Origin of the sequence: Leptospira weilii (assembly GCF_006874765.1) — a bacterium.
In the GTDB taxonomy this organism is placed as follows: Bacteria; Spirochaetota; Leptospiria; order Leptospirales; family Leptospiraceae; genus Leptospira; species Leptospira weilii.
In genome coordinates this window covers 556,558-574,568 of sequence record NZ_CP040840.1, presented here as the reverse complement: position 1 = coordinate 574,568, position 18,011 = coordinate 556,558, and the positions used below count along the sequence as shown (strand labels likewise).

Annotated in this window: 10 protein-coding genes; 7 read left to right on the top strand and 3 right to left on the bottom strand. The window is 41.8% G+C overall.

The genetic code is table 11. From position 1 onward, the window contains the following. Nucleotides 1-185: 185 nt before the first annotated feature. Nucleotides 186-3,332, bottom strand: coding sequence for an efflux RND transporter permease subunit (locus FHG67_RS02825; RefSeq protein WP_002619630.1), 3,147 nt, complete (start codon nucleotides 3,330-3,332; stop codon nucleotides 186-188). Nucleotides 3,333-3,501: 169 nt separating this feature from the next. On the opposite strand from FHG67_RS02825, the gene FHG67_RS02820 reads away from it, so the two are divergent. The 7 genes from FHG67_RS02820 to FHG67_RS02785 all read left to right on the top strand — a co-directional run bounded on the left by FHG67_RS02820 (nucleotide 3,502) and on the right by FHG67_RS02785 (nucleotide 14,418). Next, nucleotides 3,502-4,080 carry a TetR/AcrR family transcriptional regulator gene (locus tag FHG67_RS02820; RefSeq protein WP_004500204.1) on the top strand — a complete coding sequence of 193 codons (579 nt, stop codon included), beginning with the start codon at nucleotides 3,502-3,504 and terminating at the stop codon, nucleotides 4,078-4,080. 73 nt (nucleotides 4,081-4,153) lie between these two features. Beyond that, the gene (locus FHG67_RS02815) at nucleotides 4,154-5,119 is read left to right on the top strand and encodes an NAD-dependent epimerase/dehydratase family protein (protein ID WP_002619620.1); all 966 of its coding nucleotides are present in this window, start codon (nucleotides 4,154-4,156) and stop codon (nucleotides 5,117-5,119) included. Nucleotides 5,120-5,314: 195 nt separating this feature from the next. Further along, nucleotides 5,315-6,418 (top strand): DegT/DnrJ/EryC1/StrS family aminotransferase, encoded by a 1,104-nt coding sequence (locus FHG67_RS02810; RefSeq protein WP_004500179.1) that lies wholly within the window; start codon nucleotides 5,315-5,317, stop codon nucleotides 6,416-6,418. A 356-nt stretch (nucleotides 6,419-6,774) separates the two neighbouring features. After that, the gene (locus FHG67_RS02805; protein WP_004500174.1) at nucleotides 6,775-10,098 is read left to right on the top strand and encodes an efflux RND transporter permease subunit; all 3,324 of its coding nucleotides are present in this window, start codon (nucleotides 6,775-6,777) and stop codon (nucleotides 10,096-10,098) included. 766 nt (nucleotides 10,099-10,864) lie between these two features. Further along, the gene (locus FHG67_RS02795; protein ID WP_004500167.1) at nucleotides 10,865-11,983 is read left to right on the top strand and encodes a PAS domain-containing sensor histidine kinase; all 1,119 of its coding nucleotides are present in this window, start codon (nucleotides 10,865-10,867) and stop codon (nucleotides 11,981-11,983) included. Nucleotides 11,984-12,118: 135 nt separating this feature from the next. Next, complete coding sequence (locus FHG67_RS02790) at nucleotides 12,119-12,919, top strand: enoyl-CoA hydratase/isomerase family protein (RefSeq protein ID WP_004500202.1); 801 nt, start codon at nucleotides 12,119-12,121, stop codon at nucleotides 12,917-12,919. Nucleotides 12,920-13,621: 702 nt separating this feature from the next. Then, a protein-coding gene (locus tag FHG67_RS02785) for an IS5 family transposase (RefSeq protein ID WP_376767522.1) occupies nucleotides 13,622-14,418 on the top strand; the annotation gives its coding sequence in 2 pieces (ribosomal slippage) (nucleotides 13,622-13,967 and nucleotides 13,967-14,418; 798 coding nt in all). A gap of 768 nt (nucleotides 14,419-15,186) precedes the next feature. Here the strand turns inward: FHG67_RS02785 and FHG67_RS02780 are convergent. Next, entirely contained in the window at nucleotides 15,187-15,585 is a 399-nt protein-coding gene (locus FHG67_RS02780; protein ID WP_002619622.1) for a DUF3052 family protein, read from the bottom strand. A 15-nt stretch (nucleotides 15,586-15,600) separates the two neighbouring features. Further along, a complete protein-coding gene (locus tag FHG67_RS02775) occupies nucleotides 15,601-17,994 on the bottom strand; it encodes a sulfatase family protein (RefSeq protein ID WP_172616519.1) in 2,394 nt (797 codons plus the stop codon). Between the last annotated feature and the right edge of the window lie 17 nt (nucleotides 17,995-18,011).

The window sequence follows — 18,011 nt, the reverse complement described above, 5'->3', positions numbered from 1 at the left end:
ACGATTTGTTTAAATCCGAAATCTAAATTACAAAGAACCTATTTTTAGTTTCTATTCCGTCGCTTCTTGCAATATCATTTCACAGATATTCGTCTATGGAAAGAAATCCGTTCAACTTTTGGGCTCTCTAGGAAATTTAATATCCGGTTCTCTAAGGATCCGTGTCGCAAATCGTTTGGAGGAACTCATCGTTTTTCCTTTTCTCCGAGGTAATACGCCGCGGGAACGACCAAAAGCGTAATCAAAGTGGAAAGGGTCATTCCTCCCAAAATCGTCACCGCCATTGGGATTCTCGTTTCCGCCCCGGGGCCGAGAGCCAAAGCGGGAGGAATCGCAGCCGCAATCGAACTGAAAGAAGTCATAAGCACCGGTCTTAAACGGATCGGGCAGCCTTCTTTGACGGATTCTCGAATGCTTTTTCCAGTCGATCGAATGTGGTTTACAAACTCCACAAGAAGAATCGAATTCTTTTTTACCAAACCCAAAAGGAGAATGAGCCCGATAAAGCTGTACATATTGAACGACTGGCCGAACAGATAAAGAGAGACTAACGCTCCTGTAAAACTAAAAGGCATTGCGAGAAGAATATAAAGCGGTTGTTTTAAACTGTTGAACTGACTAGCAAGAATCATATAAGAAAGAAGAATTCCGAACGTCAAAGCAAGCGTAAGACTTTCGCCTGATTCTTTAGCGGTTTTGGCCGAACCAGTAATTGAAACGGAATAACCGTCTGGAAGAATCTCTCTGGCAATCTCAAGCGCCTTCTCCGTCGATACAGTCTGACCTAAGGCGGGAGCGGGATTTCCAAAAACACGAATTGCTCTTTCCCGATTGATCCGAGTGATCGTTTTAAGCGCTTCCTTTTCTTGAATGCTCACAATTTCTTTGAGTTTGACGAATTCGCCGAAGGTGTTTCGAACACCGATGTCTGGAATGACCGCTATCGTTTCTCCCTGATCCTTTCGGATTTTTACTCTTACGTCGTAACTTCTTCCGTTTTCTGTAAAACGACTTACATTCTTTCCGCCCATCAATGTTCCAACCGTGTTTCCAACGTTCGCCATACTCACGCCTCGGAGTGCGGCTGCTTCTCGATTGGTGATAAGTCTGAGTTCTTTTTGTCCGGCGACGTAATCCGTATCCACGTCTAAAACGGCCTTGCTTTCCTTGAGCTTATCCAAGATCTGAACCGAAAGAGCGGATAACGTTTTCCAATCTGGGCCGGTTAACACGAGTTCGACGGGATAACCTCTCCCCGCGGAAAATCCTCTCTGGGAAAGATCCTGCATAGAGAAGGTCGCTTCGGGCACGAGTTCCTTTAAATCTTTTCTCAAAATTCCGAAAAGCGCCGACTGAGTGAACTCTTTTCCGGTCTTAGGATTTTTCGGTCTGTGTCCCATTTCCTTCATCGTGACAAAGAACATTCCCGTGTTCGCTTCGGTTCCTCCGAATCCTCCCACGTTGGATATGTATTTTTCGATTTCCTTTCGGTTGATCAAATACAGTTCCACTTTTTTCATCATTTCATCCGTTCTCTGCAAAGAAGAACCCAATGGTAATCTGGCTCGAACGATAAAACGACCCATATCCTGAGGCGGAATAAATTCTTTTTTCAGAAGGAAAAAAAATCCGAGAGACAAAATAAACAATGCGGTCGATCCGAATACGACCCAACGCGGATATTTTAATACGAAATCGATCGAACGCGCGTACAAGTCAGCGCTGTAATCGAGAAATCGTTCGATCGTCGGATCCATCCTTTTAAAAACTGAAATTCTCGAAATCCAACGATTCCAAGATTCGCGCGCATCGACCGAAAAAACCGAGGAAAGGCGGGACTTCTCCTTTTTAATTTCTCCGTACAAGGAAACACGCATCGGTGTAAAACTCAACGCTTCAAATAGAGAAAGTAAAACGGCGACGGAAATCGTAACTCCGAATTCCAAAAAGTATCTTCCGATGATTCCTTTCATAAAAGCCACCGGAAGAAAGATCGCAACGACGGCTAACGTAGCCGCCAAAGCCGCAAATCGAATTTCCAAAGCTCCTTCCAATGCGGCTTTAAACCAGGACTTTCCCATCTCACGATGTCTCGTAATATTTTCCAAAACCATGATCGCGTCATCTACGACGATCCCAGTCGCAAGAGACAAACCTAACATCGTAAAGGTGTTGATCGTAAAACCCGCAAAGTATAAAAATAAAAACGTTCCGATCACCGAAGTCGGAATTGCAAGAAGAACGTTTCCGGTACTTTTCCAATTTCCCAAAAACAACCTACACACAAAACCGGTGAGAATTGCGGAAAAGATCAGAGTGAATTCGAGCTCGTTTACGCTGTCTCTGATATAACCCGTGTTATCGTTCGAAATCGTAAGATCGTAACCTTTCGGAAGCCTCGGCTTTAATTCTTTAACCTTCGCTTTAACAAGATCTCCGACTTGAACCGCGTTGGCTCCTTTGAGTTTTTTGATTCCAATCGCAACCGCAGAAATTCCGTTAAACCGGGAAATTCTTCTGATCTCGCCTAACCCGTCTTCGACGGTCGCAATATCTTTGAGTCGAATCGATCTAAAAAGAGGAGAACCGCTTCTTGAATTTAAAAATATGTTTCCAAATTGTTCCGCAGTGGGAACCTCCCCCACCGCTCGAAGACTGATTTCATTCGTTCTGTTTTCCAATCTTCCCGAAGGAACTTCCAAGTTCTGTTCCTTCAGCGTGTTGACAATATCGTCCACGGCGATTTCGTTTCTGGAAAGTTTGAGCGGATCCAAATAGACGTTGATCGTTCGATCGACGTAACCTCCGAGGATGATTTCGCCCACTCCCGAAATTTCCTGAAACTTATCTTTCAGAAAATCCTTCACGAAAAGCATCTTTTCCTTTTCGGTCCTATCGACCGCGGTCACGGAAACCCAGATGATCGGAACATCGTCCGGATTGGATTTTGTAATCACCGCCGGGTCCAATTCTTCCGGAAGTTTATTGGAAACCTGAGCTAGTTTTGTCTGAATCTCTTGAACCGCAACATCCACGTTTCGACTGAGTTCCAACTCTACGGTTATAGTTGCGGAACCGTCCGAAGAAATCGAACGAATCTCGGTAACTCCTTCGACAGCCATTAGGGCTTCTTCAATCGGATCGACTACGTCGGTTTCCATAACTTGGGCGTTGGCGCCGACGAGTGTAAGCGAGACGTTGACTACAGGAAAATCAACGTCGGGCATTTGAGAAACGCCCATTCTGGAAAATCCGACCGATCCAAAAATAATAATCGCGGCCATCATCATCCAAGAGAAAATCGGGTTTTGTATCGATACAGTGGAGAGCAAGAAAGACCTCTTCGGAATTTAACAAAAACAAAAGTTCGAAAGCGAACTTTGAATATCAATTCGACCTGATTTTTTGATTTCGGGTCCTATTTTTTATCCTGCGAATCTATTATAATTAATTCTCAACTCCCCTTGACAGGAAAAACAGCACGATCTCATTCTGGAAGATATGGAACAACTCAGCTCCAGAGAACGATTGATACAGACCACAGCGCAACTTTTGCAAGAGAAAGGTTATCACGGAACCGGGTTGAAGGACATTCTTAAATTAAGCGGAACTCCGAGCGGTTCGCTTTATCATCATTTTCCCGATGGAAAGGAAGAATTAACTGCGGCCGCAATTCAGAGCGCGGGAGAACGTCTCGAAAAACAAATCGAAGCCACCATTGAAAATCATCCCGATCTTCATAGGGCTTTGCAAGAATTTACGAATCATCTCTCGCAGGAACTAATCGACTCCGGTTTTCAAAAAGGTTGTCCTATTGCAACCGTGGTTTTGGAAATAGCAGCCGAAAACGATCGAATCCAAAAGGTTTGCTCGAGTATATATCTCAAATGGCAAAATTTATTGAGCTCCTCTTTACAAAGATCGGAAATGAAAGAAGATCAGGTGAAATCTGTTTCGATTCTTCTTTTGGCAGTCATAGAAGGGGCTTTGATATTATGTCGTGCTCACCATAGCATAGAACCTTTGGAAATCGTTAGAAAACAATTGGAAAGTATTTTGAGCGTCCTAATTCCTGCTTAAGGGAATGTAATTGACCGCTTTTATCTTTCGATAAAATCAGTAGATCGATCTATTTACTTCTAGGGAGCAAAGAATGAATATTTTTATCACAGGAGCTTCCGGTTTTGTAGGGGAAGCGGCGACCCGAATTTTATCTAAAAAACATACCGTTAAAGCGATGTCCCGATCGGAAAAAGCCGACGCCATTATTTCCATGGTAGGAGGAAAGCCGGTTCGCTGTGAACTCAATTCCGTGGATTCAAATTCTTTGAAAGGAATCGACGTAGTCATTCACAGCGCGGCTTATGTGGAACAATGGGGGCCGTTTCAGGATTTTTGGAAGGTCAACGTGGACGGAACCGCTCAACTTCTGGAGGCGTCTCGCAAAGCGGGAGTCAAACGATTCATCTTTATTGGAACCGAAGCCGCCCTATTTTACGGACAACCGATGATCGACATTGATGAGTCGTATCCTTATCCGAAAAATTCTCCCTTTCCCTATTCAAAGACCAAAGCCGAAGCAGAAAAGCTCGTATTAAAAGCGAATTCTTCTGAAATGCAAACTATTTCCATCCGTCCTCGTTTCATTTGGGGACCAGGTGATAAAACAGTTCTCCCGGTTCTTTTAAAGATGATCGCCGATGGGAATTTTTCTTGGATCGACGGCGGCAAGGCTCTTACCAATACGACTCACATTTATAATCTGATTCATTCGATCGAACTCGCTCTTACAAAAGGCCAGGGCGGTAAGGCTTATTTTGTCACCGACGACGAAGTATTCAATTTTCGTAATTTTTTAGAATCTCTTCTCGCGACTCAGAAGGTAGCGGCTCCGAATCGTTCTATCCCGGGTTGGCTTGCTCGTTTTTTAGCGAGAATTTTAGAAAGAGTTTGGAAACTTTTTAGAATCAAAAACGAACCTCCTTTGACTCGTTTTAGCGCGAGCATCATGTCCCGAGATTGTACAATCAAAATCGATAATGCCAAAAAAGATTTGGGTTATTCTCCCCTACTGACGGTTCGCCAGGGTCTTGCGGAAATGCCGGTTCTTGGTTCTTAAATCCTAGGAATTTTTCCGTTTTTGATATCGGAATTCGAAAGCCAAAGATCTGTTCCAAATCAAAATAGGATTTTTCTTGTACTTTTTTGATCCTCCCAAAACACTGCACTTTACAAGGCATTGAAAAAGGTCTTTACGAAATCGAATCCAAATATAAAATGCGACATAATAAAATTATAAGAGCCCAAGTTGGATATGAGTAGCATCGAAACTGAAATTTCGGAAAAAAATCTTAAGAAAAAGACAGAAATCGAATTTCACAAACCTACTCTATCCAGAGAGGATTTGAAGACAGTTCTTGAATGCCTAGTTGAAGACCATCTCACAACCGGAAACGTGACGATACGTTTCGAAAAAGCGTTCGCTTCCACCTTTCGTTATAAACAAGTCATTTCCAGCAACAACCTCGCCTCTGCCTATCATCTTGTCCTTCTCGCACTTGATATCCAAGCAGGTGACAAAGTGGCCCTCTCCACCTTTGCGCCCGTTTCCGCACTAGATGCGATTTTTCTCTTAAAAGCAATTCCAGTCGTAATCGATTTGGATAAAAATTCTTTTCATTTGAGTCCGGAAGGACTTACAAAAGCGCTCCAAGACTCTTCCGTGAAAGCGGTTGTTTTGGATCATTCTTTCGGGTCCATTGTAGACGCAAAACGTTACGATTTTCAGGAAATTCCGGTCATAGAAGATATTTCCGAAGTTTTAGGCGCTCAAAGCGCAACATTCACTCCGGGAAAACAGGGCAATATCGCTGTTTGCGGACTTTCCGTAGATCAGATGATTACAACCGGAAACGGTGCGATGATTATTACCGACCAAGAATCTTTGGCTAAAAAAATCCGCACAATGAAGGCCGGTAAAGAGCCTTATCAAAGAAAAGAAGGACAACCTAAATTAGATTATAATCTCATCGACTACCAAGCCGCTCTCGGAATCGAACAGCTTTCCAAAATCGGAATCATCTTAGAAAGAAAAAGAAAGATCGCACAAGTTTATCTTCAGTCTATTTCGGGAAGTTCGGTAAAAACTTGGTATGGCGATCCGAATTTGGATACGTTTAACCGTTTTATCATTCTTGCGCCGGGAAGTTACGAACAGGTTGAAAGATACTTTCGTTCCCTACAGATTGGAACCCAAAAAGTGGCAGAAGAACCGATTCATCATATTTTGGAACTTCCAAATTCGGATTTCCCAAATGGGGAAAAACTCTTTCAAAGAGGTCACTGCATTCCAATTTATCCCAACCTGACAAAAGATAATATCCAAAGAATCTCTCAGGCGATCCGTAGAATTTATTGAACTATTACCCGGGAATCATAGAAGAACAATGGGATTAAATTCCAAAGAGTAAAATTTAGTTTTTTATATCCGGAATTTTCCATCACAAATACCGATTTCAAAAAAATCGAATTCTTTTCAAGTTTGTCTTCCAATAAGCTCGTCTTCAAACTAAACTTAACCCACTTACTAAATTCGCAGATTCAACAAAACATTTTAAAATGCGTTCCGAAAATCCCTTCTCTTCCCGAAGTGCTTGTTTCAAAAATATGATAAATTATTTTTAAGAGACGCTTAAAATTTCCTCACGGAAATTTGATATTGATTTCTTTTTTAAGAAGCTCGACGTTCATTGGTAAGTTATACTGAGGTAGTCCATGAATATCGCCCAGCTTTCGATCAAACGACCTATTTTTATTTGTAGTATCGTTCTTCTGATGCTTCTCACTGGTTGGGTGGCTCTGGGAAGAATGGGAGTGGATCTCTTTCCGGACGTAAACATTCCGATTGTTTCCGTTACCACAATTTACCCGGGAGCGGGTCCCGAAGAAATAGAAGAACTCGTTTCTAAACCTTTAGAGGAAGAACTCTCCTCCATTGCCGGTTTGAAAAAAATTTCTTCCAGAAATCAGGAAGGCGTTTCCGTCGTATTCGGCGAGTTTACGCTTGCAACGGACATCAAATACGCGGAACAACAATTCAGAGATAAAGTTGGGCTCGTAAAACCGAAACTTCCGACCGGAATCAAAGAACCGAAGGTAGTCCGCTTCGATCCGGCGGATCAACCGATCGTTCGACTCGCGCTTTTTGCGGAATTAGATCAGGCAAAACTATACGACATCGCTAAAGAAACGGTAAAATCCAAATTGGAACAAGTTGCGGGCGTCGGTTCAGTTAAGATCGTCGGCGGAACTCGAAGAGAAATCCAAATCGAATTAGATAGAAACAAACTGACTTCTTATCAAATGCCCGCGGTTGTAATTGCAAACCGTCTGAAAACCGCAGGCTTAAACGTTCCGGTCGGAAAATTTGAAGCAGGTGTTAAAGAAACTTCCTATAGAACTCTGGGAAGATACGAATCCTTATCTCAAATTGAAAATACAATCGTTTCCTTCAGCGGTGAAGTTGGAAATGCAGTTCTCATCAAACAATTGGGAATCGTTCGAGACGGAACGGAAGACGAAGAAACGATCGGTTATCTTTGGGCTTCGAAGGAAGGAGCCGTCGAGGAAAAAGTTTCGTTCTTCACCAAGATCGGAAATTTCTTCAAAGGTAAAAAAGAAAATACCGCCGTTGCTAAAGAAACAAAACCTGCTTTGTTCATCGACGTTTACAAACAATCGGGAGCCAATACGGTCGCGGTTGCGGACGAAGTTTTAAAACGAATCGTTAAACTCAACGAAGGAATTCAAAACTTAGACGGAAAACCAAGGATCCGTTTGATTCGCGACGGATCCAGATGGATTCGTTACAACGTCGAGGATGTGACCGAAGCGATCATCATCGGGATTCTTCTCGCTGTCGTTACGGTTTATTTCTTTTTAGGAAACTTCCGTTCTACGATCATTACGGGACTTGCCCTTCCGAACTCCATGCTCGGCGCATTCGTTTTAATGTGGGCGATGGGTTTTACCATCAACGTGATGACTCTTTTAGCTCTTTCCTTGGCGGTAGGACTTCTCATAGACGACGCAATCGTAGTTCGAGAGAATATCTTCCGAAAACTGGAGGAAGGAAAAGGGGTCATGGAAGCGGCCGAAACGGGAACCACGGAGGTAACGTTAGCCGTTATCGGAACGTCTTTAACGGTGATCGCCGTGTTCTTACCCGTAGGGTTTCTTTCCGGTATTGTGGGTCAATTTTTCAAACAGTTCGGCTTAACCGTAGTTTTCGCAATGCTCATTTCTCTCTTCGACGGACTTGCAGTAGCGCCGATGCTTTCCGCCTATTTTGCCGGCAAGATTGATCATCACGCAAAACCGAATAAGGCGGTGGAACTTTTCGATAAATTCCAAACCTGGCTCGAAAGACAGTATGGAAAAGTAATGAAAGTGGCTCTGAAAAGGCCAGGAGTGGTACTTTTGGCCTCTCTCGGAATTTTCATTCTTTCGATTTTATCTTTGAAGCTCGTAAAGAGTACGTTCTTACCCGCAAACGATCAGGGAGAATTTCTAGTTACGTTGGATCTTCCTCCCGGAACGAGTCTTCAAGGAACCAAACAAGCCGCAGATCAAGTTCTCGAAATTTTGAAGAAAATTCCCGAAATGGATATGATCGCGGTTACGATAGGCAAACCGGACGGAGGAGAGCCAAACGCGGGAACTCTCGCAGTTGCATTAGTACATTCTAAAAAACGAAAACGCACTACAACTCAGGTCAAGGACGATATTCGTGAACTTTTAAAACCGTTTGCATACGCAAGGCCAGCAGTATCCGATTATAGCGCGGTCGGAGGTGGAATTCAATATCCGTATCAGCTTGTAATCAAAGGGGAAAATCTGGCTGAGATGGATGCGTATTCCAAAAAGGTCGTAGCGAGATTGAAATCTCTTTCCGATCTGGCGGATATCGATACGGACTACAGAGCGGGAAAACCGGAATATCAAATTCATTTGGACAATTTGAAAATGCAGCTTGTCGGGGTACTGCCCGGCGTTGCAGGTTCCGAACTTCGTTATCAGATTGCGGGAGATCAAGTCAGTAAATTTTACGACAACGGAATCGAATACGAAGTGAAGATGAGGCTTCGTCCCGACCAAAGAAACCTAAAAATGGCCTACGGACAAACCAAAGTGCCGAATATCGCCAATAAACTCATTCCACTTTCCGCAATCAGCGTTGGAAAGGAAGCGGCAGGTCCCTCTCGAATCAACCGGATTGACAGAGCGAGAACGATCGTCATCAATGCGAACTTAGCGCCGGGAGGGGCGGTTCAGGATGCGACCAAGATCACAGATGAAATTTTAAAGAAAGAACTTCCCCCGCCTCCGGGGATTCGATATAATTTCCAAGGGCAATCGGAAGACTTCAAAGAACTTTTGGCAAATATCGTACTTGCGTTCGGACTAGCGCTCGTATTTATCTATCTAGTGCTTGCCTCTCTCTACGAATCGTTTATCACTCCGATCACGATTCTATTTGCAATTCCTCCTGCAATCTCCGGAGCGTTCTTCGCACTCGCATTGACGAACGAGATGCTCAACCTCTTCTCGATGATCGGTTTGATTCTCCTCATGGGACTTGTGGCAAAAAACTCGATTCTTCTTGTAGATTATGCGATGCAAGCAATGAGAGAAGGGGGAAAATCTCGAAACGACGCGATTTACGAAGCGGGGCTCGTTCGACTCAGACCGATTTTAATGACTTCCCTTGCGATGATTATGGGAACGGTTCCGATCGCCCTCGGATTCGGGGAAGCGGCAAAATCCAGAACCGCTATGGGGATTGCGATCATCGGAGGATTGATTCTTTCAACCATCGTAACACTCGTGGTCGTACCTGCGATTTTCGGATTCATCGATCGATTTAGAGAATGGATCGAAAGTAAATTCCGACCGGACTACGATATGAACGCTTCGTTAATTGAACACGAACATTCCTCCAACGGACAAGAGTTCTACAAAAAAGAATGGGCCGTCACTCCGGAAGAAACGAAAGCGGAACTTCCTAAAAAATCAGTTTCCAAAAGATCTAAAAAATAATATTAAAATTCTTGAATGGAAAATTCGCTTGAAGCGAATTTTCCGTCGATTTCAACCGTTTACGAACAAATCGAATCCAAACAACATTTCTTTCCAAAAACTTTGGTCGATCTACGACAAAATGATATTTTTTATGATTAGAATTTGTTCGTAAGAATTACGTAAAATCGCGCCAAAAACGGAAAGAAAAACCAAAGTTGATTTTGAAAAAACAAAATCTGTCACGTTTATTCTCCTAAATAAACAACATTGCCAAATCCCTTTTGAACTTTCTTTAAAAAAGAACTACTATACAAGTCGTTCGACAAATTACGCACAGTTCATTTTAAAAAAATGGAATAAAAAAATTCAATTTTGAAATAAGTCGTAATTTGGAATCAAGTATGACGAGCTTCGGAAAGATATGTTACTTCCTACGAAACATCTAAGAATCGAATTCCTGAAGATCGTTTTATTCTTCTCCGTCCAATGAAAAAAGTATCTCTCAGAAAAAATTAAAATTTGAATCCTAAAATTTCAGTTATCATAGGGGAGACTTTCCCTATCAGATAACTTTTCCATATTGATTTGTGAATTTTTTTCGAGATACATCTTATAGCTCGAAATTAGGGGAAGATTTTTGTAAAAAATAGAAAGCTCTAAACAATTCAGCGGAGCCACTTGAATCCGACCAAAGAATAAAAAGACTGGCGGAATCCTCATATTTTTCAAGACATCAGCAAGCAAATCGAGTTATCCGAACAACGGGGGAAACTAAAAAGCACTGATGGAAAACACGCAAAACGCAATTTGGTCCGTGGACAAAAATTACAGAATTCTAACGACAAATCGTCTTTTCCGAGAATTCATATTCAATACATATAAAATAGATCTGAAAGTAGGAAACAACGCTTTAGAGCAATTCGGGCTCGATACCTCCGCCACTTGGAAGGATATCTACGATTCCACTTTCGACGGAGTTCCCGTTCGAAAAGAGTGGGAGATTTTGAATCAAGAGGGAAATTTAATTTATTATGAAATTCTAACTTCCCCCATTTACAGTTCAACTGGAAACTCTCGAATATCCTATCCGAAAGATCAGGCATCTCTTTCCGATTTCTTATGCGACGAAGGATCAAAAAATGTGGGAGAGATCCTCGGAGCGACGCTTTACATTCGAGATATCACCGAAAAAAAGGTATTAGAACAAAAAACCGCAAATCTCATCAAAAGTAAGAACCGGTTGTTGACGACGGTAGTGCATGATCTTAAAAATCCGATTAACGGAATTCTGGGTCTAATCGAACTTTTAAAAGAACAAACTGATAATCAAAACAGTACGGGACTTCTCAACATGATATCTCGAGCAGCCAATAAATCTTTAAACATCATACAAGATCTGTTACAGATTGCGGAGATGGAAAATGAAAATTTCAAACTTAAGACGGAAAAAACGAATCTAAACTATCTTATTGAATCTCTCGTAAAACAAAATTGCTCTGAAGCCGAAAGTAGAAAGATCAAACTTTACGCAAGACAGGAAATCGATCCGCTCCCGGTAAAGATCGAACTGTTGAAATTCCAAAGAGTTTTGGAAAACCTAATTTCCAATTCATTAAAGTTCACGAAAGAAGGCGGAGAAATCCTCATTCATTCTTACGCTCAAAATAAAAAAGCGATGATAATAGTGAAAGACACGGGAATCGGGATTCCTTACGGCCTTCAGTCTTCAATCTTCGATCAGTTCACAAAAGCCAGAAGACAAGGACTTAAAGGGGAAGAAACTACAGGGCTTGGAATGTTCATCGTCAAAGTCATCGTGGAACTTCACAAAGGAAAAATCAGTTTAGAAAGCGAAGAAGGACTCGGAACTAAATTCATTGTAGAAATTCCATTGGACGTTTGAATTAATAGTTTAAACCCCAAACCATTTATTTCTTTTTGTGGAAGGAATTAAATTTGATCTAAAAATATCAAACATCCATTTTGGAAATCAAGAAAACCAACGGATTCCAAATCCGGTGAAATCGAGAGAAATCGTATGAAACTTGCAAAAGAAATAATTACTTCTAAGGATTCAAAAATCGGAGTGATGAAGTTAGTGCCGGAGGGACCGATGACACTAACACTTCCGTTAATACACGAGATGGGTAACATTCTAGGAGAATTCGCCGTAGATCAGGATATCCGAGCAGGAATCATTTCTGGGCCCGACGGAGATTTTTGTCTCGGGCTCGATCCGGACGCAATTCTCAACTCTTCTACCGACGAAATTGCGAAGATAATGGCTGGGATTTTTGAAATGTTCGGATCGCTCATTAGCTTTCCAAAACCTTTAATCGCGGAAGTCGGCGGAAACGCCGTCGGAGGTGGGGCGATTATCGTGTACACATGTGATTACAGATATATGGTGGATGGAAAAGGAAGAATCGGATTCGCAGAACCTCTGGTCGGCTTGCCCATCACAAGAACGTTGGTCCTTAGGATGAGACAGGTTATGGTACCTTCCTCCGTATCCGAAGCCGCAATGGAAGGCGCACTTTACAAACCGACGGATGCGGTTCAAAACGGATTGTTAAGCGAAGTAGGAATTTCTTTGGAAGAACTGAGAAAAAAATCGCTGAGTAAAATCAACGTCCTTAACCGAATTCCCGCGTCGGCAATGGTCGAAACAAAAAGAACTTTGAACAAAGAAGCCTTAGAAGCGGCAAAAGCCGCACCGAAAGAACTCGCGGAACTTTTTAAAAAACAACCCGCGATGATCAAAAATCTTCTGGAGGCGATGAAAGCTAACAAAGAAAAAAGAAGGCCTTCGCTGACTCATGAAGCAAATTACACATAAACAGATCATAAAAATTGAAAACTCAAAGAGTAAGCTATACGATCGATAAACTACGCTCAAAAATGATTTTGAACTCTCACAAATCATTTCGGGCGTTCCCGCTTTAATTTTCCCAAATTGAATATCCGAAAAAAACGCTGGGCCGGGCTTGTTCCAAGTTCCTCGAGAACGACTCATCTCTCGCCGAAGTAATCGATAAGATAAAGTAAAAACGCTCGGAAACGACAACGTTGTGTGCCTTTCACATCAGAGAGTCCGTGCTAAGAGGCCGTCTTAAAACCTTAAAAGACATCTCTAAACGATCCGGCAAGTTTCTAAAAAACGTGGGAGTTCCCACGGTGCGTCGTATTGACGGTTTTTCCTGTCGTTTAAAATTGTAGTAGTTCCTATATTTTGAAGTTTTGATACGGGTTCTAGGTTCAGCGAACGAAGTGAGTCATAGACAACCCCACAAATTAAGAAGGTTTTTGGGATAATAAGGATCAAAAACTGATATTTTTCAAGTGTTCCGACAAGAATGAGGCTTTTTACTTGCAAAAGTATGATTTTCTGATAGAGAAAAATCTCCCGAACCTTTCCACCTCCAAACTCAGCGCCTCGCTCTTCAGCAGAGCTCGTCATCCCACCCAAAAATAAGGGTGGGAACTAAGAACCGGTCTCAAAACTCCTTGTACTTTGAGAGTGTAATACTATAATTGTGAAATGGACAAATATTATTCAGAGATTCCCGAGGGACTTTGGAAACAAATAGCCCCTTTGATCCCAAAAGAGAAGTCAAAGCCGAAAGGTGGTCGCAATCGCGTTCCAACAAGAGTCGTAATGGCAGGTATCATCTATCGAATGAAAACAGGCTGTCAGTGGCGTGCAATTCCGAATGACTTTGGATCGGGTCAAACTTGTCACAGAAGATTTCAAGAATGGGAACGAGCGGGAGTATTCAAAAAGATTTATAAATCTATTTTAAAATATTATGATGTGAAGAATAAGATAGCTTGGGATTGGGCTTCGATGGATTCCGCAATGGTCAAGGCTCCCAAAGGGGGAGTTTAACCGGGAAAAATCCTACAGACCGTGCCAAATTGGGAGTTAAACGGCATATTCTTACGGATGGAAACGGAATTCCATTGGCAATTACGTTGAGCGGAGCGAACGTTCATGATAAACGCAATGTAAAAGATACATTGAATTCCATCTTGGTTTTTTCCGGAAGAAAAAGAAAAAAACCAAAACACCTTTGTTTAGATAAAGGTTATGACTTCAAAGATATAGAAGCATTAATCGAAAGAAGAAACATTCGACCTCATATTCGGAAAAAAGGTGAAAAACCTCTCATTGGTAAATACAAAGGAAAACCTAGACGTTGGGTCGTTGAAAGAACAAATAGTTGGCATAATCGATTCAGAGCTATTTTGATTCGCTGGGAAAGAAAAGCAGAAAACTATCTGGCTTCTCTTTATCTTGCAAGCTCAATCATTGTTTTTAACTTTTTTAATAGGTAGTTTTGAGACCGGTTCTAAGTTTCACGGAGGATTTGTCGTAATTCCGACAGATTTACTACTTGGATCCAAGTATTTGTGGGTTGGTTATAAAGTGAGTGAAACCTGAAAAAATCAATATTAGAATTAACGTGAGTTCGGTATAACAAAATGCGAAAGCGATTCTATGTTGTGACCTGGCTGCCGATCCATAGAGAGGCAGCCGCTGAGTTATGCCGATCCATAGAGAGGCAGCCGCTGAGTTATGCCGATCCATAGAGAGGCAGCCGCTGAGTTATGCCGATCCATAGAGAGGCAGCCGCTGAGTTATGCCGATCCATAGAGAGGCAGCCGCTGAGTTATGCCGATCCATAGAGAGGCAGCCGCTGAGTTATGCCGATCCATAGAGAGGCAGCCGCTGAGTTATGCCGATCCATAGAGAGGCAGCCGCTGAGTTATGCCGATCCATAGAGAGGCAGCCGCTGAGTTATGCCGATCCATAGAGAGGCAGCCGCTGAGTTATGCCGATCCATAGAGAGGCAGCCGCTGAGTTATGCCGATCCATAGAGAGGCATTCGCTGAGTGAAACACTTTAGTTAAAGCGCGGTCGCGAGCAATTCGCCCAAACTTTCTTACGCCGAACTCACGTTAAAGTTATTGAAAAATCAATTCTATCCGTTTTTGCTTATTGAAATGAATGTTTGAAGTGGTTTTGCTAATCTGAATCATGGAATTTTTCAACAGCTTTAATATTATTCTCTCAAACAGATTACAGTTTCAATAATTAGAACATTACTTTTTTCTTCTATAAAACTTCAATCCAGACCAAATATCCGAAACGGCGCATACTTTTACGTCCACGATTCCCAATTCCAATCCGATATTACGAACGATATTTTCATTAATATCGGTCGGGACCTTCGAAGAACCCTTGGGCCAGGAAATCCAAATCATCCCCTTTTCACTCAAATGCTCAACCAGTTTCGGAAATCGTTTCCGGAGTTTTTCCGATTCTTTTACAAATACATGCAAATAATCTAATGAATCTTTTAGAGTTTTTGAAATTTCCACATCTGTAAGATGATTCTTAAGTTCTTTTCGAACGTCCTCTGGCAGATCTTCGAAAAACACCTTCATACCGGACTTGAGCCCGAGTTTATCTCCTAAGGATTTATTCGAATACCCGGCCATCTTTTTCCCATCCGATCACTGATGAATATAACCCCAGCTTTCCAAAATCTTACGCACCTCTTGCCCCATAGCGATCTCTTCTTCGGTTTCTTTTCCGCCGGAAAAACCCGTGTGATAGTATAAAAACGGAGTTTCAGAAGAAGCATATCGATACGGATTTTTTCCAAGAGAAACATAATCTGGTTCGGTCAAAAGAATTTCCGTCGCGACATCGGAGCGAATACCCCATTTACCGACGCGATAATACTCTGGTCTTCCATTTTTCAGGATCTGAAGTTTGAAATTTGGGGAAGGATCTACTGTCTTTACCGCAAGTATTTGATCGGAATTGCCTGATTCATTCAAAATCTTTAAAGTAATACTTTTCGAATCCTCCTGTAAGACATTCAAACTCCCTGTAAAATCGTAACGATAAATTCCTCCCTTGGCAAAAAGCCGAATTTCTCTTTCGCAAATTTTTTCACATTTCGGAAGTCTTAAAAAGAAGGCATTTTTATTAAGTTGATTTTCTTTTAATATAGATCTCGCTTCGCTTAACAATTGAAAATCAACAGCAGAGACATTTTGCAATTCTTTCGGATCTTTTTTGAGATCGTAGAGTTCTTCTGACATTTTGTGCGGAATTCCTTCTCTCGTCCTACGGACAAAATCATAACCCGGATATCTTCGTATGTATTTAAAGTCCTTTGTTAGAATGGATTCGGAAAATCTCCCCTCGGTATAAATTATCGGCTCGGACTCCGGTCCTTTTTCACCGAAGATCGCTCCAGAATAATCGTTTCCTTTTAATTTTCCTTCCGGATAAGAAATCTGATTGAGCCCGAGCAACGTCGGCATTAAGGAAAGAAGTGAAACCTGATCTTCGAATTCTTTTTTTTGAATTCGACTCAGAAACGACTTCGGTGGACGAATGATCCAAGGGACTCGAATTTCCTTTTCGTAGTGCGTTTCTCCGTGAGCGTAAACTGTTTCGGCGATAAAATGATGGTGGTAATAATGCGACTTTTCAAGCAATTCTCCATGATCGCTCGTAACTACAATCCAAGAATCTTCGAAAAGCCCCTGTCTTTTTAGTTCCTCGAAAATTTTTCCTAAAAGAGCGTCCGTGTAACGAACCTCTCCCAAATATTTTTGTTGGTATTCGTCCAGTTCTTTCCAAAGCGAAGAATCGGACCGATCTTTTAATTCTTGCAAATATTGTGCGGGAGGTCTGTAACCCCAATGCGGAGTATTCAAGTTTAGATGTAAAAAGAACAGATCTTCTTTGTGTTCTCGAAAGAATGTTTTCGCTCTGGAAACTAATTCTTCCGTATCCAAAGTGTCCTTGCCGACCTGTTGAATTTTATGAAACCCCAAATCAACTCCTACTGAGGTATAGTCCATTAGAAAAACGTTATTCATTATGCTTTCCGTGAAATACCCTTCCGCCCGAAACGCATTCGGTAATGTTAGGGGTTTTTTGGAATAGAAAAGCTTTCTTTGTTGACCGGAAGTGTAAAACCAAGCATTTCCAAGTCCGAGATTGGATGCAATTTCCGACGTAAAAAAGGAAATCATGGATGGTTTGGTCCAATTTCCGTTCGCGATCGTTTTTTTGAAGACGATCGATTCCTTCGATAGTGAATCCAAAATCGGAGTCGTAGGAAACGGAGAACCGCCCGAAGACAAAGAATCCTGCCTAAGCGCATCGATCACGATCAAAATGACGTTCTTTTTTTGAGCATTCTGTTTTTCTAATATAACAGGTGAACCTAAAAATAATCCTGAACCGAAATCCGAATCCCATCGGATTTTAAGAAAGGAATTCGGTTTACAGTTCTTTTTTTCCTGTACATCTTTTCTTTCGAAAAGTTGCCAACTTTTCGGATTCGACTTTTCACTCTTTCCTAAATTGTTATCATTCTGATATTTCAAAAGAACGGAATAATAAGCCCAATTTTCTTTCTGCGACTTTAAGTTTCGCTCGAAGATTTTGGAGTCGTCCAAAAAAAAACGTAAATTTCCTTGGGCGAAAAATCCGTTTGCTCCGTTCGAAAGCAACCCGGCATAAAATTGAAAAAGATTTCCACAAACATCCGAAGACAAATTCTCCAATTTCAGAACACATTCCCCTCCAGACGGAATGAACAGTGAATCTTGTGATTCGTTGATATAAAGAGACTCGTTTGTATAGAAAGTCATCTGAACGTTCTTCCAGCGGTCTTGAGGATTCAGATTAGAATATCTTCCCGGATTTTTTTTCCAATGATAACGGAATTTTTCGATTTCGCGATTCGTATCGCCCTTACAGATAAAATCACCGCCTTTCAGCAGACGGGTCAAATCCCCTTTCACTACGTTTTTGTTCGAACTTGGAATTTGATTACATCCTTCAAAAACAGGAATCGAAAGCGTAAAAATCAAAAACATTCCGCAATGGAAGAATG